At 32.6% G+C, this 25,271-nt stretch carries 26 protein-coding genes; 8 read left to right on the top strand and 18 right to left on the bottom strand.

Features of this window, described 5'->3' with window-relative positions:
- Positions 1 to 10 precede the first annotated feature (10 nt).
- On the top strand, positions 11 to 820 hold the full coding sequence (locus VG895_04375) for a PEGA domain-containing protein (protein ID HWA52265.1): 810 nt from the start codon (positions 11 to 13) through the stop codon (positions 818 to 820).
- Here VG895_04375 and VG895_04370 read toward each other — a convergent pair.
- From VG895_04370 to VG895_04335, 8 genes are read right to left on the bottom strand one after another with little or no spacing between them, the layout of a single operon-like run.
- Positions 810 to 1,757, bottom strand: a complete 948-nt coding sequence (locus VG895_04370; protein ID HWA52264.1) for a decaprenyl-phosphate phosphoribosyltransferase — start codon at positions 1,755 to 1,757, stop codon at positions 810 to 812. The genes VG895_04375 and VG895_04370 overlap by 11 nt on opposite strands.
- The gene (locus VG895_04365; GenBank protein ID HWA52263.1) at positions 1,730 to 2,749 is read right to left on the bottom strand and encodes an MraY family glycosyltransferase; all 1,020 of its coding nucleotides are present in this window, start codon (positions 2,747 to 2,749) and stop codon (positions 1,730 to 1,732) included. The genes VG895_04370 and VG895_04365 overlap by 28 nt, the downstream gene beginning before the upstream one ends.
- A 4-nt stretch (positions 2,750 to 2,753) precedes the next feature.
- A complete protein-coding gene (locus tag VG895_04360; GenBank protein HWA52262.1) occupies positions 2,754 to 3,080 on the bottom strand; it encodes a hypothetical protein in 327 nt (108 codons plus the stop codon).
- 14 nt (positions 3,081 to 3,094) lie between these two features.
- On the bottom strand, positions 3,095 to 4,576 hold the full coding sequence (locus tag VG895_04355; protein ID HWA52261.1) for a hypothetical protein: 1,482 nt from the start codon (positions 4,574 to 4,576) through the stop codon (positions 3,095 to 3,097).
- 44 nt (positions 4,577 to 4,620) lie between these two features.
- Positions 4,621 to 4,866, bottom strand: coding sequence for a hypothetical protein (locus tag VG895_04350; GenBank protein ID HWA52260.1), 246 nt, complete (start codon positions 4,864 to 4,866; stop codon positions 4,621 to 4,623).
- Between the two features lie 6 nt (positions 4,867 to 4,872).
- Entirely contained in the window at positions 4,873 to 6,366 is a 1,494-nt protein-coding gene (locus tag VG895_04345) for a glycosyltransferase family 2 protein (GenBank protein HWA52259.1), read from the bottom strand.
- Between the two features lie 3 nt (positions 6,367 to 6,369).
- Entirely contained in the window at positions 6,370 to 7,794 is a 1,425-nt protein-coding gene (locus VG895_04340) for a methionine--tRNA ligase (protein ID HWA52258.1), read from the bottom strand.
- 48 nt (positions 7,795 to 7,842) lie between these two features.
- Positions 7,843 to 8,208, bottom strand: a complete 366-nt coding sequence (locus tag VG895_04335; GenBank protein HWA52257.1) for a hypothetical protein — start codon at positions 8,206 to 8,208, stop codon at positions 7,843 to 7,845.
- Positions 8,209 to 8,319: 111 nt separating this feature from the next.
- On the opposite strand from VG895_04335, the gene VG895_04330 reads away from it, so the two are divergent.
- Entirely contained in the window at positions 8,320 to 8,973 is a 654-nt protein-coding gene (locus tag VG895_04330; GenBank protein ID HWA52256.1) for a hypothetical protein, read from the top strand.
- A 14-nt stretch (positions 8,974 to 8,987) separates the two neighbouring features.
- Here the strand turns inward: VG895_04330 and VG895_04325 are convergent, their stop codons facing one another.
- Positions 8,988 to 9,326 (bottom strand): Trp family transcriptional regulator, encoded by a 339-nt coding sequence (locus VG895_04325; protein ID HWA52255.1) that lies wholly within the window; start codon positions 9,324 to 9,326, stop codon positions 8,988 to 8,990.
- The gene (locus tag VG895_04320; GenBank protein HWA52254.1) at positions 9,298 to 9,636 is read right to left on the bottom strand and encodes a hypothetical protein; all 339 of its coding nucleotides are present in this window, start codon (positions 9,634 to 9,636) and stop codon (positions 9,298 to 9,300) included. The genes VG895_04325 and VG895_04320 overlap by 29 nt, the downstream gene beginning before the upstream one ends.
- A 15-nt stretch (positions 9,637 to 9,651) precedes the next feature.
- Here VG895_04320 and VG895_04315 point away from each other — a divergent pair, with 15 nt between their 5' ends.
- The 3 genes from VG895_04315 to VG895_04305 all read left to right on the top strand — a co-directional run bounded on the left by VG895_04315 (position 9,652) and on the right by VG895_04305 (position 14,148).
- Entirely contained in the window at positions 9,652 to 10,572 is a 921-nt protein-coding gene (locus VG895_04315) for a DNA recombination protein RmuC (protein HWA52253.1), read from the top strand.
- 182 nt (positions 10,573 to 10,754) lie between these two features.
- Positions 10,755 to 11,264, top strand: coding sequence for a dihydrofolate reductase family protein (locus VG895_04310; GenBank protein ID HWA52252.1), 510 nt, complete (start codon positions 10,755 to 10,757; stop codon positions 11,262 to 11,264).
- Between the two features lie 19 nt (positions 11,265 to 11,283).
- Entirely contained in the window at positions 11,284 to 14,148 is a 2,865-nt protein-coding gene (locus tag VG895_04305) for an ATP-dependent DNA helicase (protein ID HWA52251.1), read from the top strand.
- On the opposite strand, the gene VG895_04300 is transcribed toward VG895_04305, so the two are convergent.
- Genes VG895_04300 through VG895_04285 form a run of 4 tightly spaced genes read right to left on the bottom strand, consistent with a single transcriptional unit; the run spans position 14,130 to position 16,689 of the window.
- On the bottom strand, positions 14,130 to 14,462 hold the full coding sequence (locus VG895_04300) for an ASCH domain-containing protein (GenBank protein HWA52250.1): 333 nt from the start codon (positions 14,460 to 14,462) through the stop codon (positions 14,130 to 14,132). The genes VG895_04305 and VG895_04300 overlap by 19 nt on opposite strands.
- Positions 14,459 to 14,920 (bottom strand): hypothetical protein, encoded by a 462-nt coding sequence (locus VG895_04295; protein ID HWA52249.1) that lies wholly within the window; start codon positions 14,918 to 14,920, stop codon positions 14,459 to 14,461. Before VG895_04295 ends, VG895_04300 begins: the two co-directional genes overlap by 4 nt.
- Positions 14,921 to 15,766, bottom strand: a complete 846-nt coding sequence (locus tag VG895_04290; protein ID HWA52248.1) for a peptidoglycan bridge formation glycyltransferase FemA/FemB family protein — start codon at positions 15,764 to 15,766, stop codon at positions 14,921 to 14,923.
- Positions 15,767 to 15,768: 2 nt separating this feature from the next.
- On the bottom strand, positions 15,769 to 16,689 hold the full coding sequence (locus VG895_04285; protein HWA52247.1) for a peptidoglycan bridge formation glycyltransferase FemA/FemB family protein: 921 nt from the start codon (positions 16,687 to 16,689) through the stop codon (positions 15,769 to 15,771).
- A 34-nt stretch (positions 16,690 to 16,723) separates the two neighbouring features.
- Between VG895_04285 and VG895_04280 the strand changes: the two genes are divergently transcribed.
- Positions 16,724 to 17,266 (top strand): hypothetical protein, encoded by a 543-nt coding sequence (locus tag VG895_04280; GenBank protein HWA52246.1) that lies wholly within the window; start codon positions 16,724 to 16,726, stop codon positions 17,264 to 17,266.
- Here VG895_04280 and VG895_04275 read toward each other — a convergent pair.
- Positions 17,256 to 19,088, bottom strand: coding sequence for a UvrD-helicase domain-containing protein (locus VG895_04275; GenBank protein HWA52245.1), 1,833 nt, complete (start codon positions 19,086 to 19,088; stop codon positions 17,256 to 17,258). The genes VG895_04280 and VG895_04275 overlap by 11 nt on opposite strands.
- 14 nt (positions 19,089 to 19,102) lie before the next feature.
- Between VG895_04275 and VG895_04270 the strand changes: the two genes are divergently transcribed.
- On the top strand, positions 19,103 to 20,164 hold the full coding sequence (locus tag VG895_04270) for an LCP family protein (protein ID HWA52244.1): 1,062 nt from the start codon (positions 19,103 to 19,105) through the stop codon (positions 20,162 to 20,164).
- Here VG895_04270 and VG895_04265 read toward each other — a convergent pair.
- Together VG895_04265 and VG895_04260 are read right to left on the bottom strand one after the other, a co-directional pair.
- Entirely contained in the window at positions 20,161 to 21,165 is a 1,005-nt protein-coding gene (locus tag VG895_04265) for a hypothetical protein (protein ID HWA52243.1), read from the bottom strand. The two genes, VG895_04270 and VG895_04265, sit on opposite strands and share 4 nt — an antisense overlap.
- A gap of 1 nt (position 21,166) precedes the next feature.
- Positions 21,167 to 22,312, bottom strand: coding sequence for a hypothetical protein (locus VG895_04260; protein HWA52242.1), 1,146 nt, complete (start codon positions 22,310 to 22,312; stop codon positions 21,167 to 21,169).
- Between VG895_04260 and VG895_04255 the strand changes: the two genes are divergently transcribed.
- A complete protein-coding gene (locus VG895_04255; GenBank protein HWA52241.1) occupies positions 22,254 to 24,773 on the top strand; it encodes a phospholipid carrier-dependent glycosyltransferase in 2,520 nt (839 codons plus the stop codon). The genes VG895_04260 and VG895_04255 overlap by 59 nt on opposite strands.
- On the opposite strand, the gene VG895_04250 is transcribed toward VG895_04255, so the two are convergent.
- Positions 24,749 to 25,174 (bottom strand): hypothetical protein, encoded by a 426-nt coding sequence (locus VG895_04250; GenBank protein HWA52240.1) that lies wholly within the window; start codon positions 25,172 to 25,174, stop codon positions 24,749 to 24,751. The two genes, VG895_04255 and VG895_04250, sit on opposite strands and share 25 nt — an antisense overlap.
- Positions 25,175 to 25,271 lie beyond the last annotated feature (97 nt).

Genomic DNA, 25,271 nt, shown 5'->3' with positions numbered 1-25,271 from the left:
AGACTATTCCATGAAAAGCAATCGTATTTTTATTTTAATTTTTATAGTTATTGTTTTAGTCGTTGTTGGAATTGTTTTTTATAAAAGAGTGTTTGTTAGTGATCTTGCCAGTATCGAAATTGATTCGAATAAAACTGTCGATGTTTATATTGATGGGAAAAATGTTGGGAAAACTCCTTATACGCAAATAATTGCTGCAAAACAGATAACGCTTGATATTGGAAGTTATGAAACACAAGTAACCTTGCAACCAATGATTAAAACAATTGTGCAGAGAGATTTCAATGATGACTTATCAGAATCTTTTGGAAGCGTTATTTCCTTTGAAAAAACTGGAATAAATAATTCACAACTTGTTGTGATAACTGATCCGGGAGGCGCGTCTATTAGTTTTGATGGAAACGTGATTGGTAATACGCCTTACGAACTTGATAATTTGAAGGAGGGAAGTCATGGTTTGGAGGTAAATTTACAAGGATATGAAGATAAAAAGTTTAATATAAATTTGTACAATGGATATAAATTAACTTTGCAGGTAGATTTATCGCCTGAGGTAACGACGCAGCTACAAAACGTCACGCAACAAGAGTTAACTCAAGCTGAAGTTGAAATATTATCAACACCAAACGGATTTTTAAGAGTACGCAGCCAACCAGATACTGCAAGCAGCGAAATTGCGAGAGTTCATCAAGGAGATAAATTTCCACTTGTCACGATAGACAAAAAAAGCGGATGGTTTGAAATACAACTAACGGCCAGCAAATCAGGATGGATTTCTAATGTATATGCATCAACGAGTTCCGGAGAAACTAAGGATTAAAACCTAATTGGATTCCTCCGTAGAGGATCCAAATGACAAGAAGTGTCCAAATTCCAACAGAGGCCATTAGAGAAATATCTTTCAGTAAAACTTTTTCAGGAGCTTCGGAGCGGCCTTCAAAAATAAGACCCTGATAACGCATAATAGCAAAGATAGCAAAAGGAATTGTTAGCATCAGAAGTTTGGAAATAGTTGTTGTTTTACTAAACTCAGCAAGGAAAAGTAAAAGATTTTTTGGAACTGCTGGAGTTTCGAAAAAAGTAAAAAGCGCCCAGGACATCCAAGCGGCATTTGCAAACATTGTCACATATGAACTTAACAATCCTCTTGGATAACGGCCAAGACTTGCGCGAGTTTTTGAATCTCTGCCAAGATTACCCAACTCTGCAAGACGTTTGCCTGATGCAAGAAAAAGTGCTGTTGAAATTACACAAAGCAAAAACCAAACAGATAAATGAGCGTTGATTGCGAAAGCTCCAGCGTAAACTCTGATTACAAAACCTGTAGCGATGATAATGATATCTATAATTGCCAACTTTTTGAGGAAAAGAGAATAAGCAACCTGGATTATTAAATAAGTCAAGGTCAAAATGAATAGAAGACTTGAGATAGCGCTTGCAAGACTTAAAGAAATTGCAGCTAAAAGTATGCATTCTAAAATTGCCACAGGAACTGATAATTTTCCACTTGCGATAGGACGGTTCTTTTTGATTGGATGCAAACGATCTTTTGGTGCATCGAAAATATCATTAAAAATGTATGTAGAACTTGCTGCAAAACAAAATATCCAAAAAGTCCAGAATACGTTTATGAAAAGCGGTTTATTGTAAAGTTCACCTGCAAAAACTAAACTTGCGAAGACACTCAAATTTTTGACCCACTGGATTGGTCTTGTTACCTTAACTGCATTTATGATTTGGGTTTGTATGTTAGCCACAATATTAGACCTCCAATAAATATTCCTGCCCCAATTATTGTATAGAACTTAGTACTGGTATTCAAACTTAAACTAATTAAACCTAAAAGAGCTGTACCTACCCAATAAAAAATTGCCACCTGCGGAATTGTTAAATGGCCGCTATCCAATAATCTGTGATGCAAATGACCTCTATCCCCCCAAAAAGGTGACTTGCCGGAAATAATTCTCCTTATGATTACATAACCAGTATCTATTAAGGGAATTGCTAGAACCACAAGTAATGTTCCGACTTTTGCTGTTGAGAGAATTGATAAGATCCCCAGAAAAAAACCTGCTAAATTGCTCCCGGAGAAACTTGGCATGATTTTTTGAGGATAAATATGCCAAGGAAGAAATCCTAAAAAACTTCCTGCCAAAATACTGCCTAAAATTAAAACAGGGATTTGAGTAAGGTTTACACCAAGCTTTAAGGTGAGAAGAACAATTGTAATAGCTGCTATTGCTACAACTCCTGACAATTGACCGTCGACACCTTTGGCGCCAAAATTTAGACCGTTCATTAAAAAGACTATCCAAAAAACCGAGATTCCAGCTCCTATTGCAAAAGGTAAATTTATAATTCCGCCTCCTGGATTTGTAATAAAATTAATTGTTGTTCCTGAAAAGACAACAATAGCTGCACAAATAAATTGAATGATTAATCTTAAATAGGGATTTAAATTATATTTATCGTCTAATAAACCCATTATTAAAATAATTGATGCACCAATAAGAATTGCTGAGAATTCTTTAGTTAATGGCAAAAAAAGCAGACTTGTAATTAAAATGGCAATGAAAATTGCTAAGCCGCCGCCGCGAGGAATTGGATGAGTGTGCAAAACTTTGGGATGTTTATTTTTTTTGGGATCATCTATGAGGCCGCAAATCCACGCAAACTTAATAACAAGCGGAGTTGATAAAAAGGAAATAATGGCGGAAATAATTAGCGGTACAATAATTAAATTAATCATTTATTTAGAAACTGCCGACGAGAAAAATTATTTTTATGATAGTAATTAAACTTAAAGCAGTAAGCGTGATATTAAGGCCTAATAATATTTTTTCTAAAAACTTATCTTTTGAAATTTTAGTTACCGATGTATTTATAACTATTAAAATAATTGAGACAATTGATGGGATTGAAAGAAAAGTTGATGAAACTAAAATATTTGGGCTTACTGGAAGGCCATAAAGAAGAGGGACTATTGGCGGAAGACTTTTTTTACTTATAAAAATAAAAAGAATACTAAGAACATTTAGAAAGGCGCAGGTGATACTTACTAGTTTGAAACTTTTGCTCATTTACACAATTTTACTTAGTTTTTGAGGAGTTTCCAAATTTGGCTATTTATTTCACTGTTTGAGATCTGCGCATATTCCTTATTTAGTAATATATTTAATCCTGGTATTTCGGGTGAACCATGTAATAAGACGATTAATTTTGGGGGATTATTAGATAATGTATCAACGGTTGCAGGAAGGCTTGAAAAATCTGTGATATGGTAATCTGCTGCATATTTTATTGGAGGTAACCTATGTGATAATGCGTAAATTGTAGGAGCTTCTTCACCCCAAACGAAAACTTTATCGCTATTTGCAGAAGTTAGCATTATTAATTTTGCAGTATTGTAATTATCTTCTGTACTTTTGTCGATATTGTTAAAATATTGCCATTTGCTTTCCTGACCAGTTGCAAAAGAAATGAAATTTTCATAGTAAGGAAAGGTTGGATAATACCAAAAATGATAGTAAACAAGAGCTAATGGAACTAAGCTCAGAGGAATAATTGCTAAGACCTGCTCGAATTTTTGAGAAGTAACAAGAATTGCTATAAGAAGAGAAAAAGCTGGAACAACTTGGATCATGTAATGAGGATATGGACGACCTGAAAGAGTTGCTGCAAAGAGACTTGTTAAAAGCCAGATCGCCGCTATTAAAAAACTTTTAGATAGTTTTGACGACTTGATACGCAAAATGATAAGACCTAATAAAACAATTCCTCCTTTTATAAAAAGCGGAGCATTTCTTACAACAAAAGATGTTTGATTGTTACCACTCCAGGAAGAAAGATATCCAATGTTTTCTAAAAATGCAGCTTTGAAATAATCGAGGGCAGCATTATGGAGAGCGTACCAAACAAATGTAAGAGCGATGGGAATAATGAATGCGATAAATAAAGTGACAGTTCTTTTAATAATAATTTTTATGTCCTTAGAATTTACTGCATTTATTAACCAATAAATAATTACAACTGGAATATCAAAAACTGCCGGAATTTTAAAGAGAGCTGCAACAGCAAAAGCGACCCCTGCAATAATTATGTGTTTTTTGGTTGGATCTTTTAATAAAAGCAAAATTGCCAAAATTGTCGGGCCAATTAAAAAAATTTCCGCGTTTACAATCTGGCCTTCCAGTAAAGGAAGAGTGGTGAGAAAAGCGAAAATTGTGACTGCAACTTGCTGGGCACGAACATTTTTTTCAAAGAGAACTTTGGTCAAATGCCAGAAAATAGCAATTGTAACCAACATCCAAAAAAGAAGAATTGCTCTATAAATTGCTAGGTTTCCAGCAACTGCTGCCAGAATATAAATAAGAGGAGGTTTGTTATCGTGGATTTGGGAGTAAAGGGTTAGACCATTACGAACTGCATTTCCGAGAGTTAAATAAATCATTTCGTCACCGTAATAATAAGGCTCAAAAAGAGAAGGGATGCGAAGAAGAAAGACAAAGCTTGAAATCAATAAGACCCAATTTGGTGGCTCGATTTTAGCGATAAAACGATCTATTTTCTTGAGCATTAGATATTTCATTATATGAAGGATTTTTGTTTGGAGCAATAAGTTTATTTATTTTTTGTAATTTCTATTATTTCTGGGGTTTTATCGTATTGAAGGCGACTGGTTTTTTCTTCAAATGTTTGTGTTGCGGCTTTTGTTTTTATTCTCGGATCTTTTATTTCTTCTATGGGTTTGAATTTAAGATCTTTATCTTGTACTAAAATTGTCTCTTGTTGGGATATTCTAGGTTCACTATTTCTTATTATTCGGGGTTTACCCATTACTGGTTTATCAAAATTTGGTTCTGACATAATTTATTATACTTTTTCTGTGACTTTGTATTCAATGTATTTTCCAAGCATTAAACGAGTGTGTGCATCAATTCCTGGTAATGCCGAAAAGAAAAAGCCGGCAACTGGCATTAATACAAACTCAAACGGAGTTAATAATGCACGCCATAAAGGAAAAGTTGCTGGGCGTTTTGGCTTGTAAAAATAATCAATAATAATCATTAAAACTAAGAAGACTAGGGCAACTGTTAGAATAGTGGAGGAGATTTTAGGAACTAAAAAGCCAAGAGTTGTACGACCAAAAGCAGGATTTATTAATGTAGGAATGGTTAATCCGATTGTTATGAAAAACCAGTTAACTGGCCATAAAAAATGAGATTGGATTATATAAAGCAAGCGCATGGTTTTGTCCCAAAAAGGAACATCGGGAGTTAAAAAGTAATATTTTATAATCCATGGATCGTCTGAAGTTCCCCAAGCCCAACGCTTTAGTTGTTCGTATTGGACTTTAAGAGTTTTAATAGTTGATGTTGATTGAGCTGCGTCAGCGTAAATTGGAAGATAAATTGGTTCGACTTCGACTTTGCCTTTCATTTTGAAATATGCCTTGAAGAAAATTCCCCAATCTTCTGGAATTTTATCTGCGTCCCAATAATCAACTTCGTCTGCCAACTTAAAAGATAAAGAATAGTTTTGCTGATTTATTAAACGGTCCTTTCTGGGAAGTTGACTTAAATTCCAAATAGATCCTAAAGTGTTTTGCACCCTTGTAATTGCTGGAATTTCCCAAATGTTGTTGTAAAAAAGGACACCTGGCTGCCAGAAAAAGTTATATCTTTTTGGATTGTCTAAAAACTTATATGTCAGACAAGCGAAATGTTTTTTGTGATAAACGTGATCTGCATCACAACTTGTAATTGTGAAATAATCCATATTTAATTTATTTTTCTTGATGAAGTTATCTCTTACCCAAATTGCAGCAAATCTTTCATTGCTTGCTTTACCTGCCACCTCCCCTTCTGTTAATTTGTGAACTGTTACTAATAATTCGCCAAAAATGTTTTTAAACTCTTTATTTAATGCATCAACTTTTATAAGACGCTCTTTTTCGTCTTCTTTAAATTCCATCGCTAAAACTACGATTAATTGTTTGCGATCTAATTCCTGGTTTTTAAGAGAATTTAGTGTTCTTTGAAGGATATGTAGTGGCTCTTTGTATGTTGGAATAATAATTACATGTTTGACCTTGTCAGCGTCGGGAAAAGATTTTAAATCACCAACCCAGTCGTAATTCATGGCAGCTTGAATTCTTAAATGGGAAATAATGATGGTGATACCAATAGTAAAGCTTTGGTAAAACCAATAGATATTGAAAAGAAGAATAAAATAGGCGACGAAAGTTGGAATTACAAAAATTCCCCAATAAGGAAATAAAATTAAATTCCAACTTACAAACCCGGGAAGAATTTCAAGAGCTCTTTGGATTCCATGGGCATGTTTGAGGGCAAACTTTTTAAACATAAATTATTTTAAGCGAGGGAATAATGGTTTATCAGATTTAATTTTATCAGTATTAAATTGTTTTTGAATTTTTTGAGCAGTTTCTGGCAAAAATGGTTCTAAATCAACTGCAATTTGCCTGATATCTGAAACCAAAAACTCTAAAACCTTTTGAAGTTCTTCACCACTTAAAGTCCAGACTTTTTTGTGATTGATTAAAATATCCAGTTCTCTTATTTTGTCCCAAATTGTTTTGAGAGAATTATTAAATTCATATTTTTTAAGAGGGATTTCTAATTCAATATCAAAAGAGTTTTTTGAAACAGGAAATTCAAAACCAGATTTTTCGCAGAGAGCTGCGACACGGGCAATTAGATTGCCCAGACCATTGGCAAGGTCTGAATTGTAAACCTCTTTAAATCTTTCGATTGTGAAATTGTGGTCGGCGTCTAAAGAAACTTGAGATAATAAATAGTATCTTAAAGGCTCGAGGCCAAATTCTTTAATAAATTCTATTGGATCGATGACATTTCCCAGTGACTTACTTATTTTTTGGCCATCAATATTTACGAAACCGTGAATCAAAATTAATTTTGGCAATGGAAGATTTGCCGACAAAAGCATTGCAGGCCAATAAACTGTATGGAATCTGTTGATGTCTTTTCCTATTACATGAATATTTGCTGGCCAATATTTTTTCCATTTTTCTTCATCCCAACCGAAACCAATACCAGTCATGTAAATATCAAGAGCGTCAAACCATACATAAATTTTTTGAGTGTCATCTCCTGGAACTGGAACACCAACTCCTTGCGCTCTTTCATTTGATCTTGAGATAGAGAAATCTTCTAGACCTTCCTTGATGAATGACAGTGTTTCATTCCGCTTGTTTGTAGGAATAATTTGCAAAATATCTGATTCAATTAATTCTATTAATTTTTCCTGGTATTTGGATAATTTGAAAAAATAATTTTCTTCTTTTATGTAATCCGGTTTTTTATTGTGAATAGGGCAAAGACCGTCAACTAATTCTTTTTCTGTTTTAAAAGATTCACAGCCAACACAATACCAACCTTCGTAAGATTTTTTATATATGTCGCCGTTTTTATTACACAATTCCCATAATTTCTGAACTCCGGGCCAATGTTTTTTTTCATCAGACCCTCTTTGGAAAACGTCTAAAGGAACACCAACTGCATCGTAAGTTTCCTGCCAAATTTTTGAATATTTATCTAAATACTTTTTCGTTGAAATGCCTTCTTTTTCTGCAGCCTGGACATTTTTAAGAGCGTTTTCGTCAGCTCCAGAGAGCAATAAAACATCTTCTCCTAAAGCCTGGTGATATTTTCTGATTGTATCAGCCATAAAATATTCAAAGGTGTGGCCGATATGAGGTTTACCGTTTACATAAGGAATAGCTGTGGTGATGTAAAAATTTTTGTCGGACATAACACATATTATATAGTTTTGAAGCAAAAAAGACTATTTTTATGAATTTTAAGAAAGATGATCGAACATTGCGGACAGTTCCCAGAAATTTGCTGACAATGCGGTTAAAGTAAAAATAGAAGATGCATAACTGCCCCAAAGAGTTAAGTCTCTTATTGTTGTGTTTGCACTATTTTCTTTATCTGTCCATTCTGCGATAAATATTGCTTTTTTTGAATCATAGTTTGAGCGTCTAATGAGGAATGATGCTGTATTTATTTCGAAGTGTATGTATTCATTGTTTTCAAGACAATTTTTCCATGAGAACTTTGCTCCTTCTTTAATAACATCCATGGCTGTAGAACCAGGTGTGAAAGTGTAAGGATTTTCCTTTGAGCCGTCTCCTTTGCTGTATCTTATTTCTCTTTCTGGCATATTAAGTTGATATTAAAACAATAATTAATTTGCTTGTCAAACGCTAGATACAAAACGCCTTAATTATGAGACATTTTGGGGACTTGAAAAGCTTGTAATAAAACTACAACAATGATAAATATCTGCCCAAAATTCATACCCTTTTGGGCTAAAAAGGGGGTGATTAATACGAAAAAACTTTTAATAGCTGGTGCTATTTCATTTGCCGGACTTATGCTTACTGCCGGAAGCGCTTTTGCTTCTAATGTGACAATAAGCGGAAACGGTTATGACACACACAATTATGTGAACACAAGCAGTTCGACTTATTCGTCGACAAGCCAAACTAATGTAACAACTTTTACGAATAACGTTACTACCGGATCAAACAAAGGCACAAAAAACAGTGCCAATAATAATACCGGAAAAGGAAGTGTTACAGTTACAGGAGGCAGTTCAACAAGCAAAGTAAATATTACAAATTTGGGAAGCGTAAATGTTAGCGTTGATCCAAATTCTTGCTGCCCATGCAACACGACAGGCGATGTGACCATTAAAAATAATGGTGCAAAATCATCAAACGGAGTTAATGTTTGGACAAACTGCGTAACAACCGTTAGCCAGACAAATGTTACTACTGTAAATAATACAGTTAACACCGGAAACGGAGGAAGCAATAATAGCGCAAACGGAAATACCGGCTCAGGCGATGTTAGCGTAACAGGCGGAGATAGTTCGTCGACTGTTAATATTACCAATGCTGCAGGATTAAACGTCGCGTTATAAGTCTCAGGAAAAAACTAATTTTTAGTTTTAAGGAGCTCTCTTAAACGAGAGCTCCATTTTGTTGCCCAGGCGTCTGCGTCAATTTTTTTTACGACTTCTTTGACTTCTTTTTTATTTAATAAATTCTCGTTTTCTGAAATAAATTTAGAAGTTACGTGCAAATTATTTTTGATATTTTCCTGAGTTCTTTTTTTACTTAACCAATAAAGAACCGATAATCTTTTGGATAAAGTTTCCAGTTCTTTGTCTGTTAAAAAAGATTTTAAAAAATTTAGAGTTTCTTCTTCGTTTTTGAAGTCCGAAAAGGTAAGAGCTAAAGTTTTTTCAATTTGCTTTTTTAGAGTTGGATTCATACAGGAGTATTGTAATCACGATTGCCGTTAAAAGAAAGAAGTTTACGAAATTACCAAGACCAAAATATCGCAAGATTACAAAAATGGTTAAGGCAATTGTGATAATTAAGTTTTTGATAGAAAAATAAACGCATAAGAAAAATACAAAAAAGAAAAAGGGAATAATGCCAAAAGTTTTCGGGTCTATAAAATAAATAATAAACGCCAGAATTAACCAGAAAAAAAGAGGAATTAGAATTTTTGAAATTGGGAAATTAAATTTCTTGGTTTCGGTTTTTTGTTCTTGTTTTCTTCGGCGAGAAGGAGGCATAATGTATTATAACCTATGGAATTACTACTGATATTAGTTTTAATAATTGGATTTGGAATTGTTATTTATTTGCTTATTCAAAAGCCAAAAACTTCAAACGATTTACTCGAGTATTTGAAATCTACAAATAATAGATTAGATCGCCAAGGAATGGATTTTAATCAAAGACTTGATAATGCAGCGCGCGTAATTTCTGATGTCCAAAAAAACATCGGAGAGATGAGCGAAATAGGGCGCAGTATGCGCGATTTTCAAGAACTTTTACAATCTCCAAAACTGCGAGGAAATGTTGGAGAACATATTTTGAATGAAATACTTGAGCAAAATTTGCCAAAATCTTCTTTTAATTTGCAGTATGCCTTTAAAAATGGCCAGAAAGTAGACGTTGCGATAAAAACTTCTGCTGGAATAATTCCTGTGGATTCCAAGTTCCCATTAGAAAATTTCAGAAAATTAAATAGTGCAAAATTAGAAACTGAAAAAAGAATTGCTGAAAAAGATTTCGAGAGAGATGTAAAACATCATATTGATGATATTTCTAAAAAATATATTTTAACTGATGAAGGAACAATTGATTATGCACTGATGTATGTTCCAAATGAAGCGATTTATTATGAAATTGTAAACAATGTAAGTTTGTTTGAATATTCACAAAAGATGAGAGTACTTCCGGTTTCTCCAACAACTTTTTATGCATATATGCGAGCGATACTGATGAGTTTTGAAGGGCAAAAAATTGAAGCGAAAGCGAAAGAAATATTAAACGCCCTTCGGGCGATAAAACAAGATTATGAGAAGACAGAAGAAGATTTAAATGTTATGCAAAGACATTTAAATAGTGCAGTTAATAAAATGAATGATGTATTTAATTCATTTGGAAAGTTAGGTGGAAAAATTTCTGCAACGAAGAATTTGGGAGAAGATACAAAAATCTAGATTAGTAAGGAATTGGAGTACCGGTTCGAATTTATCTTACTCTTCGGACTTTTTAATGAGAGGCTGACAATTAATCTCCTTCCAATTCAAATTATGGATTTTATTATTTAAAGAAAAATTACAAATTCTTCCATAATTTATGGGCTTACTTTGATAATTATACAGCGTGATACAATTGGTTTATGAAAATAATTTTATATATGGCTATTTCTGCAAACGGAATGATTGCGAAAGCTGATCATGACACTCCATGGAGTGATGATGAATTTGAAAGTTATAAAAACAAAGTAATTGAAATTGGAAATTTAGTAATTGGCAAAACTACTTATGATTTAACTATTGAGGATAATGGTTTTGATAATTTGAGAAATCCGTTTATTGTTGTTTTAACAACTTCTGGTGACAAACCAAGAAATAAAAATACAATTTTTGTAAAAAGTTTTAATGAAGCAATTAAAGTTTCTCAGGAAAAAAAGTTTGAAAACATGCTTATTGCAGGTGGAGGAAAAATGAATAAAGTTGCTTTGGAATCGGGAAAAATTGATGAAATATTTTTAGATGTGGAACCATTTATTTTTGGAAAAGGAATTAATCTCTTTGCAGAGTCCGATATGAACTTAAATTTGAAGTTAATAGGAACAAAAAAAGTAGGAAAAAATGGAATACAACTTCATTATGAAGTTACTAAATAACTAGTGATACAATGGCTTCGTGGAGAAAACTCTCAATAAACAACAACTTCAGGCGATAAAACATAAAAATGGTCCCTTACTTGTAATTGCTGGAGCTGGAACTGGGAAAACTACTGTTATTACTGAACGAGTTAAATTTTTAATTGAAAAAAAATTGGCAAAACCCGAAGAGATACTTGCACTTACCTTTACAGAAAAGGCGGCTCGAGAAATGGAAGAGAGAATTGATATTGCACTCCCATATGGATATACCAATATGTGGATTCTTACTTTCCATGCATTTTGCGAGAGAATCTTAAGAAGGGAAGCGCTACAGATTGGAATGGATCCAAGATTTAAATTGATGACAACGGGCGAGACTGTGCAGTTGATTCGCCAAAATTTGTTTAAATTTAAATTAAGTTATTATCGACCGCTTGGAAATCCTTATAAATTTATTGATGGGATGATACAACATTTTTCCAGACTTCAAGATGAAGATATTAAAACTGATGAATATTTAAAATGGGCAAGGAAACAAGAGGACAAAAAATGGTTGGAACTAGCCAATGCATATCGCACATATGAGGAATTAAAAATTGCAAATGGTTTTATGGATTTTGGAGATTTGATTACAAAAACTATAAAACTTTTTCGTGACAGGCCAAATGTTTTGAAAGAATACAAACGCCAATTTAAATATATTTTGATTGATGAATTTCAGGATACGAATTTCTCTCAAAATGAGCTGGCGCTCATTTTGGCAAAACAAAACAAAACACAGAATATAACAGTAGTGGGTGATGATGATCAAAGCGTTTATCGATTTCGGGGAGCGGCGATAAGTAATATTATTCAATTTAGAAAAAATTTTCCTAAGACAAAAGTTGTCACTCTTACTCAAAACTATCGATCGACACAAGAGATATTGGATAGAGCATATGAACTTATACAACACAATAATCCAGATAGATTGGAAGTAATTGAGAATGTTAACAAAAAATTAATTTCAAACAAAAAAGATGGAGAGAAAATAGAATTTATTCACACAGGACGGGTTGAAAATGAAGCTGAAATGGTTGCTAAAGAAATCCTTCGACTCGTAAAACTCCCTCAGGATCGATATGAATATCGAGATTTTGCGATTTTGGTGCGAGCGAATAATCACGCAGAACCATTCATTAGAGCATTACAGAGACAAGGAATTCCTTATCAATTTTTAGGACCTGGAAAACTTTTCCGGCAAAGTGAAATAGTTGATTTAATTTCTTATCTTCAAGTTCTTTATGATTTTGATAACAGTACGGCTGCGTTTCGGATTTTTTCTTTATCAGTGTTTGGTGTTAACTCAAGAGATTTGGCTAAGATTAGTAATTTTGCAAGAAGGCAAAACTTAAGTTATTTTGAAGCAGCTGAAAAAGCAGGTGAAATAAACATAAGCATTGACTCTAAAGAAAAAATTAAAAAAATTGTTGAGATGGTCCACAAACATTTGGGGTTAGTTAATAAAGAAAGTGCGGGACAAATTTTGTATTATTTTTTGGAGGAGACAAAATTACTTAATGATTTATTAAACCCAGAAAATGCTGAAGCTGCAAAGAGAGCAAATAATATTTCTAAATTTTTTGATAAAATAAAAACTTATGAAGTTGATCATCCAGGAAGTACAGGTGTTTTTGATGTTGTTGATTATATAAATCTTGCAATGGATGTAGGGGAATCACCGCTTGCCGCTGACAGCGATTGGAATGAAATAAACGTTGTAAATATTTTAACGGTGCATTCTTCTAAAGGACTAGAATTTCCTGTTGTGTTTTTAGTTAACTTGGTGGCACAAAGATTTCCAACAATTGAGCGACGCGAGCAGATTCCAATTCCTGATGCACTCATAAAAGAAGTTTTACCAACTGGAGATTTTCACCAACAAGAAGAGAGAAGGCTTTTTTATGTGGGAATGACACGTGCAAAAGATAAACTTTATTTTAGCGCAGCCAATTTTTACGGGGAGGCAAAAAGAGAAAAAAAGTTGTCACCCTTTATATTCGAATCGCTGGGCAAATCAGCTCTCGATGCTGACGCATCGGTAAAGCAGAACGCAAAAATAGAACAACTGAGTTTTTTAAGTTTTGCAAACAAAAATGAAATTGCGGAAAACAAAAAAGATGAGAATAATGCGAGGCTAAAAATTAACTATTTGTCTTATTCGCAAATTGAAACTTTTGAGATTTGTCCACTTCATTTTAAATTAAAATATATTTTAAAAATTCCAACACAGCCAATTGCTGCAGCAAGCTTTGGAACAAGTATTCACAATACGCTTCGTGATTTCTATGAAAGCAAAAAAAATGCTGAAAAAGATTTACTTAAACTTTTTAAGAAAAACTGGATACATGAAGGGTTTTTGGATAAAAAACAGAACCAAGAATTTTTTGATAAAGGGAAAAAATATCTAAAAGATTTTTACAAATTACAATTTGATAAAAATAAATTGCCAACATTTTTGGAACAAGATTTTGTTATACCAATTAGCAAAGATTTGAAAGTTGGAGGGAGAATTGATCGTGTTGATAAATTGCCTGATGGAACTATTGAAATCTGGGACTATAAAACAGGTATGAATGTCCCAACTCAAAAAGAGATAGATCGCAATTTGCAATTAACTATTTATGCGCTTGCTGCACAGGATTTGTTTAAGAAAAAACCAGAAAAGGTTAAATTATCTTTGTACTATTTTGAGAACCAAAAAAAAATTACAACAGTGAGAACAAAAAGCGATTTGATAAAAGCAAAAGAAGAGATTTTAAGAATAAAAAAAGAAATCGAGAAATCAGAGTTTAAATGTAGTGGAAGTATGCTTTGTGAATTTTGTGAGTTCAAAATGTTTTGTCAGGCGGATTTAGAGTGATTATCGACTTCGTAAATATTTAATTGACCCTTGACTGGAAAAGGTTTTATTACTCTTAAATTTCTAATTAACCAAGCATATAATTTTGGAGAATATTTAAAGCATGCTGCTTTTTCATCACTTTTTTTCATTCTTCGAATATCGTAGAGATTGACTATGCAAAGAGCAAAACCAGCTGGTTCTATTTTGGGATTTTGTGAGGAGCAAATTAGTAAGTCTCCCCGATAATTTGTTTTCCATTTCCTTGTTTCAATTGTTTTAATTCCATCTCTTATTAAATTAGCGTAAGGCTGTTTGAGAGAGATGGCTTTCATAGTTTTGGGATAACATACCCCAAAACATCGAAATCTGGGTGCCAAATTTCAATCATGTCTTCTTTGAAATTTCTAATGAATGGTGATTTATCCTTCCATTTATTTTTGAATTCTTGAAAATTATCTATTTCATAATCACCACAACCAACTTGGAGACGATATGGATCAACGATTCGAACACCTAAATAATTAATATTATAATTTAGTATTTTTTCTTGGACTTTAATATATAAACTAGTTTCGGAACTAAACGGTTCCCTTGGACCTTTTTTGGAAATTAAATCATATAAATAATCATATTCATCAAAATAATGAGGAAATATTTTGAGGGTTGTAATGGGAAGTTTCTCTTGAAAGATTTCTAATGAAAGTTTTTCAAGTTCTGAAGTTATATATTCTAAAGCCTTGTTTAAATCTTTTTCATTTTTGATGGGACTAAAGGGATAAATTGTTTTCATTTAGAATATTTTAATATTAAATTTGGATTTTACAAACAGGCCTGGATAACTAACTTCAGTTTTACTAAAACCAGATTTGAATTTGGTAAAGCCCTGCCAACTCTCTAATGGAAACCTTGTGTCGTAAATGCCATCGAAATCGAAAGTTTTCATTCCTAATTTTTTAGACAGTAAAATTGCATGCCAGGTTAAAAGAGTGGGGGCGAAATTTTTGCGGCCTTCATTATTTGCTGCGGCGTACATATAATAACTGACTTTATCAAAAAATAATAGAAATAGAACTGCAATTATTTTGTTATCTTTTTTAGCGAGAAGGATTTTTGAATTTTCTCCAAAGGATTTTTGCATAGCGATAATATTTTTTTGCTGACTAAAAAAAGGAAAACGATTTTTCTCGAAATTTTCTCTCCAAAAATTAGTGAAGTCTAAGACGTTGTCACTCTCAACTATTTCAACACGTTTTAAAAAGGATGTGCGCGTGATGTTGTAGCGAACTTTTTGGGAGAAAGATTTTAGTAGTTCGTTTTCTGATTTGTTTAAATTAATAATTAAAGTTTTGGTTGGAAGGGATGGAGAGTTTGAGGGATGAAATCCTTCGACTCGTAAAACTCGCTCAGGATGTCGTGGGTACACTCCAGGTTCGATTGAGAATTGAAATGGATGGTATTTATTTTCAATAAATGTAATAATTTTTTGATTTAAAATTTCAGAGCGTTGAAGTTTGACAAAACTTCCGAGAACTGGAAAATACTTAATGTAAATATAAATATTATTAATTTTTTCTATTTTCCAATTGATAGATTTTAGATAATTTGCCCAGTCAGGGGATTGACGAAGATCTGCCATATTTAAAACTGGGGTTTTATAAATTTAGATTTGAATCTTAAAGTGTGCCAGCGAATGAAATCCATAAATTTATAAAGTTGATATGCATTTTTATCTATAACTAAATCCCATGTTCCAATAAATTCTACAACACGTGGTTTGTAACCTTCTTTAAATTTGGTGAATCCTTTTCCGGGTTCACGTCCCCATAAATCAAATTTCGTACATCCTAATTTTTTACCAAATTTTATAGTTTTCCACATCATTAAATTTGGAGCCATGACATTTTTATATTTATGAGTTGAGGCGCCGTAAGGATAATAGAGGACTTTATCGAATTCAAATAAAATCCAAGTGACAATAATTTCGCCATTATATTTTGCAACTAAGAGGTGAGCAATTTTATTTTTTAGGAATTTCCACATTAGTTTGTGATAGTTTTCGCTATGGGCAAAGAATTTATCTCTTTGAGTGGTTTCTTTTGTGAGTTCCAAGTATTTTTCAAAAGCTTTTTCGCTATTGTCTTCATGAACTGTAACGCCTTTTTTAGTTGCCAAGCGAATGTTATATCGAGTTTTGCTTTCAAAACCTTTTAGTAATTCATCTTCACTTTTGGTTAAATCGATTTCAAAGGTGGATGGTGTAAATATTGTTTTTCCAGAAACTGCGCCAGAATTTTTTAATATAGAAATTAATTTATCTGATTTTTCAACGTTTGGTTCTAATTTAATGAAAATTAAATTGTTTTCTTGTCCAAATTTTTTTAGGTTTTCTAGCATTTCTTTGGTTGGAGCAGGACCTTTTTCAAAAATTCCTAATTTTTTATTTAAAAAAGGGATTTTATGGAGAGTTAAAAGATTGCCATCAATGCGGACAACTTCGTTGCCCCAAACTCTTCTAAATTCTTCCCATTCTTTTGTTTGAAGTGGATGGACTATTTGCATGAATATATAATACAATTATTTAGACTCGCTTGCCATGAAATTAAATTTAAAAGTTTATCTAATTCTTATTGTAGTGTCTTTTTCAATTCTGGCTTTTTATTTTGTTGCGAGACCTGGTAAAAATAATAGTGTTACAGAGTCATCTCCTGTTCCTATTTTTGCTTCTGTGTCAACTGATGGCTGGAAAAATTACATTAACTCTGATTATGGATATTCTATAGAATATCCATCTAACTGGTATTTTTCTGTGGTAAGTAGTGGTACCCCAATTTGGGTTCATTTTTCACCTAAACCAATTCCAACCAGCGGTGTATTAGATAGTCCGCTTATTATAAATTTCTGGAATAATCAAACAGAGGAAAGTACTGTTAATATTTTGAGAAGTCAATCACCTGGAGCTGATGAGAAAACTGTTGTAGTAGGTAATTTGATGGCTCATGAGTTGTATAATTCTCTAGGAATTGATTATATTTTTCCTAAAGGGAAAGATTCTATTGAAATAGATACTGGACAAAATGAAGGAGCAACATGGAATATTTTGAGTACAATAGTTTCTACTTTTAGATTTACCAATTAATATCATCATTATCATCGTCGAATACATATTCTTTTTGGTATTTTAATTTAACACCTGCTGCTTCTAATAAATTTTCTGGAATATCAATGATAAATCTGCTCGGAGGATTGCTTGTTGTTTGACCAAAGAACAATCTTTGATTAGCATATGTTAGAAATAAAATTTCTTTAGCGCGAGTTATTCCAACATAAGCAAGACGACGCTCCTCTTCTAATTGCGCACTATCAAAAAGAGATCGTGAATGGGGGAATATTCCCTCTTCTAATCCAACCAAAAAAACAACCGGAAATTCGAGACCTTTTGCGGCATGTAAAGTCATTAGAGTTACACGGTTGCCTTCATCTCCCTTTAATTTAGAACTTTCTTCCTGCTCAACAAGCGCGACGTTTTCTAAAAATTCATTAATTAAAGGAAATTGAGTTGCAACACTTCGAAGCTCTTTTATATTTTCTAATCTTGCCATATTTTCTTCAGTATTTTTATTAAATAAATCCAGATAGCCGCTTTCTTTTAAAACTTTATCCATAATATCTAATGTTGAGAATTCATCCAGATTTTGTAATGAATCTTTTAAAGTATTAAATTTTGCAAGACGGCGAACTCCGAGCTTTTCTAGGCGTTTATAAGAAATTTTATCTTTTGGATTGGCTAAAACTCGCAAATACGAAATAATATCTTTAATTTCTTTTCTTTCGTAAAATTTTGTGCCGCCGACTAAAACATAAGGAATTCCTGCATGAAGAAGAGCTTCTTCTAAAACACGAGACTGAGCATTTGTTCTATAAAGAATAGCATAGTCGCTATACGGGCGATTAAATTCGTACAAAGTATTTACAATGAAACTTGCCTCATCAAGGCCGTTTCTTGCGGCATATAATTTTATCTTTTCGCCGTCAACGTTGTTAGTCCAGAGCTGTAAAATTGGATGATTGGTATTTTTACTAATAACAGAATTTGCTGCACTAAGAATTTTTTTAGTTGAACGATAATTTTGTTCCAAATTAATTGTTTTTAAATTTGGATAATCCAAAGATAGATTATTTATATTTCTATAATCTGCACCACGCCAGGAATAGATACTTTGAGAAGCATCGCCAACAGCTGTTAAATTTCCAGTTTTGCCAACTAATAATTTGGTTAGACTGTATTGAATTTTATTTGTATCTTGCCATTCATCTACAAGAATATGAGTTAGATTTTTTTGCCATTTAGATAAAACTTCTGGATTATTGCGAAAAATTTCTACAACTTTCATTAAAATATCGTCGAAGTCGAGCGCATTAATTGTTTTTAGTTCTTTTTCATATGCAGCATAAATTTTAAAAATATTTTCCTGGTAATCGCCTTGAGCAATTTCGCCATATTCAAGGCTTGTTATCATTTGAGATTTGGAATTACTTATTTCATTTAAAATACTTCCTGGATTGTAAGAATCATCAGGCAAATTAAAATCTTCGATTATCTCTTTTACTAATTCTTTTTGATCTGAGTCGTCGTAAATTATAAAATTGCTATCAATACCAATACTTTTGCCGTCAATTCGCAAAACTCTGACACAAAAAGAATGAAAAGTTCCCGCAAAACCAGGCATATCGGAAATTAGATTGCCGATTCTTTCTTTCATTTCGGAAGCAGCTTTATTTGTGAAGGTTAATAAAATTACGGAACTTGGGGAAACTTTTTTTTCTTGAATAAACCAAGCAGCGCGATGAGTGAGGACTTTTGTTTTTCCTGAGCCTGCTCCAGCAAGGACAAGTAATTTATCCCCCTCAAAAGTAACTGCTTCTAATTGTTTGTCGTTTAATGATGCTAAAATATCCATAGAAACAATACTATATGAAAAATTTTAACACTAAAAGACTCAAAAGATTTATTTTCGCTCACATTCAACTTACAAGATTTGTAATACTGGGGGCATTTTTTGTTTTAATTATTGGTTCTCTTTTGTTTCTTTTTAAAACTGTTTCAAATAGCGTTTTGGGTGAGGAACTTGTTGCTGCAAAGAATTTTATTTTGCCTGATACACAAAATAAGCGAATAAATATTTTACTTATGGGTGTACGCGGAGAAAGTGGTGACGGACCAGACTTAACAGACACAATGATTTTAGTTTCTATTAATACTCAAAACAAAAAAATGGCATTGATTTCCATACCGCGGGATATTTGGGTAGATGACCTTAAGGATAAAGTGAATAGCGCATATATGTATGGGAAACAGAAAGGTGGGGCACAAACTGGAATAATACTTGCCAAATCGACTATTGAAGAAATTACTGGACAGCAGATTGATTACGGAGTTGTCGTTGATTTTAGTTCCTTTAAAGATATAGTTGATGCGATTGGAGGAGTGCAAGTTAATGTAGCTAATAGTTTTACTGATACACAGTATCCAGTAGCCGGCCAAGAAAATAATCCGTGTATAAGTTGTCGTTATATGACTGTAAGTTTTCAGAAGGGTTTGCAAACAATGAATGGGGATACGGCACTTGAATTTGTACGAAGCCGACATGCAAGCGGAGTTGAAGGGAATGATATTGCAAGAGAAGCAAGACAACAACTTATTATCGATGCAATTTTGAAAAAAATTGTAACACCTCAAGTTTTGACAAATACTTCAATAGATGAAAAATTGTTTAATGTTTTGCGAAATAATATTTTGACTGACATGACACTGAAAAATGCGGGGAGTGTTGCTAGATATATAATTGATGCAAAAAATAATAAAATAAGTTATACGATTCCTGATGATTTACTTTATACACCTTCTAATGAATATCTTTACCACAACCAGTTTTTTACTCACGCTTTTGTATTTATTCCAAATAACAAAAAAAGTATTAGCGGGAGCGAAGACTGGAGTGATATACAAAAATGGGTAAGTAGTGTTTTAAATTAAAATGCCCAGTGACCAATTGTAAAGAGGTATCCAAAATAAATCAGTAAACTAATTGAAATAATTCCCCAAATAATTCTTAATATTTTTTTGTTTGTTAAGATTCCTAAAGTTATAAAAAAAGGCGGAATAGATAATAAATATCTTGGAGTACTTAAGAGAAAGGAAGTTGATGTCATCATAATTGTTGCCAAAATAAAATAAGCGAAATAGGAAAAACGCATTCTAATTTTTTTAAAGATTAAATTTAAAAAAATAAAAGTGTAGGGAATTGTTGAAGCAAAAGCTTCGGCGAATCCGACAATATATTTATATTCTGGATTGGTTGACGGCGTATTAAACCCTCTTTGCCAACTACTAATAATTCCTTGCCACGGGAAGGCAAATGATTTTTGCCAATGAGTTTTTAGAAAAACCTCAAACATTAGAGGATTACCAAAGAGAGAATAATTAATTGATAAATAAATTGAACTTGCAAGAAATGAGAAACTTAAAATTAAAATGAGATCTAAATAGTTTCGTTTTTTGTTTAAGAACCATTCTATTAAAATACTTGGCCAGATTAAGATTCCAAAAGGACGGGTTAGAGTCGCAAAAAAAGCAGCAATGCTTGAATATTTAAATTTATTGGTGCGGGCAAAGTATAAAGATAAAACAATTAATAAAAAAAATAGACTTTCAGGATAAGCTGTTAAAAAGAAATAACTTGTCGGGAAGATTGCGACAGTTAATGTTATCCAAATAGATTTTGACTTATTGTAATCAAGTAAAAGCAATTTATAGAAAATGAAAAGGGCCAATATTATTGAAATAAGAGAAATTATAAAAGCTGATAAATAAGGATTGTTAATTAATAAATTTAGAATTTTAATTAACGAAGGATAAAGAGGGGGGAAAACTATAAAATATTTTTCGTCACCGGTTGTTACATAACCATTTTGTGCCAAAAATAAATAACTGTGGCCATCCCAACGAGAGACAAAATTTTGTAAGAAATTCAGCATATTACGGAGCGACAATTCCTAGTTTATTGATTAGTAATACTCCCCAGAAATTTACTAAAATACTAAAAAATAATAGCAGCCAGTGATGCCATTTTAAATTGTTTTTTTGCAGATACTTAATAATTAAATAAAAAATAAATGGATAAAAATCTGCGGCAAACCTAAATCCAAACTGAGCATAACCTGATTCCCCGTGCATGAAAACTAAAAATAGAATTGCAATTATTGAAATAATTGAAAGATATATTTCCTTTTTCTTTAAGTTGTTGAGAAATGCATAAATAAAAACGGGAGAAGTAATTGCAATAGATAACCCTCCCCAAGAAGGAACAATGAAAGGAAATGTGTTTTTGAAACTTGGTAAAGAAGTAAACATAATTTTCAAATTTCTTAAAATATAAAAAGGACTAATAATTCCATTTGAATACCATGGCTCTTGAAGAACGCCTGGAATTAAAGAATAACCTGTTTGGAAAAAATTACCGAAACGAAGAAAATTATAAAATAAGTAAAACGAAATTGATGGGAAGAGGCCTATTAGAAATTTCGTTTTGTGCTTTTCAAGCAAAAAATAAAAAAATGGGAAAGCAAGAATTATTTCTACTCGAGACAAAAAAGCAATCCCTAAAAATATTCCAACTAAAACACTATTTTTGTTTTTTTCTAAAGTCAGTATTGCAAGAAGCAGGAATAAGATCGCGACAGTTTGGCCTAATAACCAGACAGATCCGACTGATGACATGAACCACAGAATGTTTCCTAGAGCTGTTAAAAGAATAATATAAAGAGTTTTTAATTTATTTTTTGTTATTTCAAAACTAAGAATTGCAGAAACACAAACAATTGCCGCTCCGATTAAATTTGCAAAAATAGTTTGAGAAAAATTTGAGCCAAATAAAATAAGGAAAGGTATTAATAAAATAGCTGGAGCAGGAGGATATACAACTGCAAATTTATCCCGCGCAATTAGAATTAATTCGCTTAGCCAAGGAGGATTATCTGTAATATAATATCTTCCATGAAGAAAAGAATCCGCCAAACGGGTAAAATAGTTGTAAGGAGTTGGACCATTGCCACTAAAATAAAAAATGCAGAAACTAATTAAAAATATTCCGAATATTATAATTTTACTCTTTAGTGCTTTCATTTTACGATTAATTTTATCACCGTTTGGGACACTTACACTTGATCAAAATACTTTTATAGCTTGGGGAAATAGACTTGTAACAGTTGGATTTTCCAAATTTTATTTTGGTGGATGGAGCGATTATTTGCCTGGATATTTATATTTACTTCGATTTGTTTCACAAATTGCAAACGCAAATTCATTAACACAAACACCACAAACAACAATTTATAAATTGCCTGCAATATTAAGCGATATTGATACTGGATATTTAATTTATAAAATTACAAAAAACTTAAAAGACGAAACTTGGGCAAGAATTGCTGCTTTTATTTATTTGTTTAATCCGGCAGTAATAGCTAATTCTACAATTTGGGGACAGGTTGATGGATTAACTTCGCTTTTTGCTTTGTTTTCTTTTTATACTCTAGAAAGTAATTTTTGGTTGTCAAGCGCTGCACTTGCCTTTGGGACTTTAATAAAGCCGCAAATGGCAATCATTTCTTTAATTATTTTTATTTTAATGATTCAGCGAAAATGGAAAGTACAAAAAATATTCACTTATATTTTGGAAGGAGCTGTTATTTTTGTTTTTGGATTTGTTCCATTTGCAAACGGGGGTAATATTATTAATTTTATAATTGATCGACTTAATGTAAGCCTCAATCAATATCCGTATACTTCAGTGAACGCGTTTAATTTTTGGGCGATAATTGGAACCTGGAAGCCTGACATGTATTTAAATATAGTGGGCGGATTAATACTCGCTATCTTATTTTTTGTTTTTGCGTTTAGATTTTTAAAAATTAGAGGTGGTGAATATATTTTACTTGCATTTACTTTTGCGGCCAGTTTTTTATTTATGACGCGAATGCATGAGAGGCATATGTTGCCTGTTTTTGCTCCGCTTTCGATTGCTGTTGCGCTTGACCCAATTTTTATTCTTGCTCTTGTTGGATTTTCTTTTGTTTATATCGCTAATCTTTATTGGGCTTGGAATTGGGTGACGAATAATTTTCAGGAGGTATTTGGAGATGGAGTAGTAAAGCTTTTAAGTTTAATAAATGTTTTATTACTTGGAATATTTATGATTCCAGAAAAAATTAAAGATAACACTGCGAATTTCACAAACTTGCTTCTTCGGAGTCGGATTACCTCCTGGCCTGTCGCGGCGTTTGCTGGAAATTCGCAAAAAAAAGAAAGTATATTTATTTTTGAAAAACCAGAAATTTCAAGTAAAAAAATAAAAATACTTTTCATTGGGGTGGTCATTTTTGCGGCGGTGACGAGATTTTATAATTTGCCTTATCCTCAGACTCATTATTTTGATGAAGTTTATCATGCGTTTACCGCGCAAAATATGTTGCATGGGATTACAAAAGCCTGGGAATGGTGGAATCCAAACCCTTCGGGGTTCGCATACGAATGGACACATCCTCCATTGGCAAAAGAGGGAATGGTTGTCGGGATGCTTTTCTTGGGAGAGAATTCTTTTGGTTGGAGATTTCCGGGAGCGCTTCTTGGAGTGGGGTCTGTAATACTTACTTTTTTTATTGCAAAAGAAATTTTTGACGATGAATTATTGGCGCTTATTGCATCAGCTGTAATTTCTCTTGATGGGCTGGCGCTTGTTACAAGCCGTATTGGAATGAATGATTCGTATATATTGTTTTTTAGCCTTGCATCGGTCTATTCTTACTTAAAAAAGAAAAATTTTTGGGCTGCAGTATTTTTTGGACTTGCATGTGTTTCTAAATGGAGTGGGCTTTGGGTTGCTCCAATTATTTTTGTAGCTCATTTTGTATATAAGCGAAAATTAAACTGGACTTATATTTTCTTTTTTATAATCCCGCCAATTATTTATTTATCTGCTTATTTTCCAATTTTTACAAACAAACAAATACAGACTGAATATATTCAAAATACTGGATATGCTACAAGAACCGATTTTAAGACGGGAATAGTTCCCTTGGATATGGTGATTGATGTACAAAAACAAATGTGGTGGTATCATACCAACCTTCGAGCGACTCATCCTTATTCATCTATGTGGTATACCTGGCCTTTTCTAATACGCCCAATCTATTTGTATACAAGTGATGAAGTAAATGGGCAAGTGTCAAGAATTTATATGATGGGAAATCCAATTGTTTTTTGGGGAGGGGCAGTTGCAGTTGTTGTTACATCTTATTTTGCAATTAAAGAACGTAACAAAAAACTAGGACTGGTTGTTTTTTCTTATTTAGTTTTCTTTACGCCATGGGCACTATCTCCGCGCATTATGTTTTTGTATCACTATCTGCCCTCAATTCCCTTTATGGCGATTTTAATTGCATATGTTTTAAGAAGATTTAAAGAATGGAGAATTCCATTTTTTGTTCTTGCCCTAATTTTATTTATTTATTTTTATCCACACTGGGCGGGACTTAAAATTCCATTGCAACTTGATACTTCATATTACTGGTTCCCAAGCTGGAGATAATCTAATTTTTCTTTTGCTTCTTTGTAACTAATACACCAAAGATAAAGTGGGCCTGATAAATATTTTGCTCTGCGAGCTGTATCGAATTTCATATTTTTACTCTTTAGATATTTTATTTGCGTTTTTATTGCTTCAAATTCTTCATTAAAACGAAAGTTTCTCGAGAAACAGTATTTTAAACCCCAAATAAACCAGCCAGCTTGTTTTTGTCTTTTGATGTGAGTTTGTTCGTGTAATAAAACTGAAACGTATTCTGGATTTGGATTTTTTGACTTTAAGTTTTCGTAAATATTTTTTGGAATATAAATATTTGGATAAATTGCGTGAGCTGTATATTTGCCAAGAAGTGGCAAAGCTGTCCATGGAAAAGTTTTGATTTTTACATTAGAAGGCAATTCCATATTGGAATTATATAATTTTATTTAATAAGGTAAAAACTTAAAACCCAGAAAGTTGAAAATAAAATTCCGGAGCCAATAAAATTTGATTAAAAAAGGA

This window comes from Patescibacteria group bacterium, from assembly GCA_035549555.1.
GTDB lineage: Bacteria > Patescibacteriota > Microgenomatia > UBA8517 > UBA8517 > Co84-156.
The sequence above is the reverse complement of the archived record's forward strand: the minus strand, read 5'-3'. Positions and strand labels throughout refer to the sequence as shown.